The sequence below is a fragment of the Bacillus sp. SIMBA_005 genome (assembly GCF_046535585.1).
GTDB classification, from domain to species: Bacteria; Bacillota; Bacilli; order Bacillales; family Bacillaceae; genus Bacillus; species Bacillus pumilus.
Map to the genome: position 1 here is coordinate 1 of NZ_JAWRWI010001228.1, position 233 is coordinate 233.

Annotated in this window: 1 protein-coding gene; it reads right to left on the reverse strand. The window is 34.3% G+C overall.

All coding sequences use genetic code 11. The annotated features are described in order from the left end of the window. The coding region (locus SB660_RS23975) for a hypothetical protein (protein ID WP_410585125.1) at positions 1-233 on the reverse strand (233 nt) is incomplete at both ends.

Sequence of the window (233 nt, forward strand, 5' to 3'; positions counted from 1 at the left end):
CTGTTCTTTTAGCAGCCGGATGATCGGCAGTTTCAGCATACTCCAACCCTTTTAAAAGGTATTTTTCAGCATCCTGATATTGTTTTTGATTGGTTTTCGATATTCCTAATCCAATGTAAGCTAAGGTGGTTCCAATGAATTTTTCCGGTAAAATTTCCAGCGCTTTTAAATTATAGGAATCAGAATTTTTATAATCATGCAGCTCAAGATAATTTTCTCCTAAAAGCTGATAT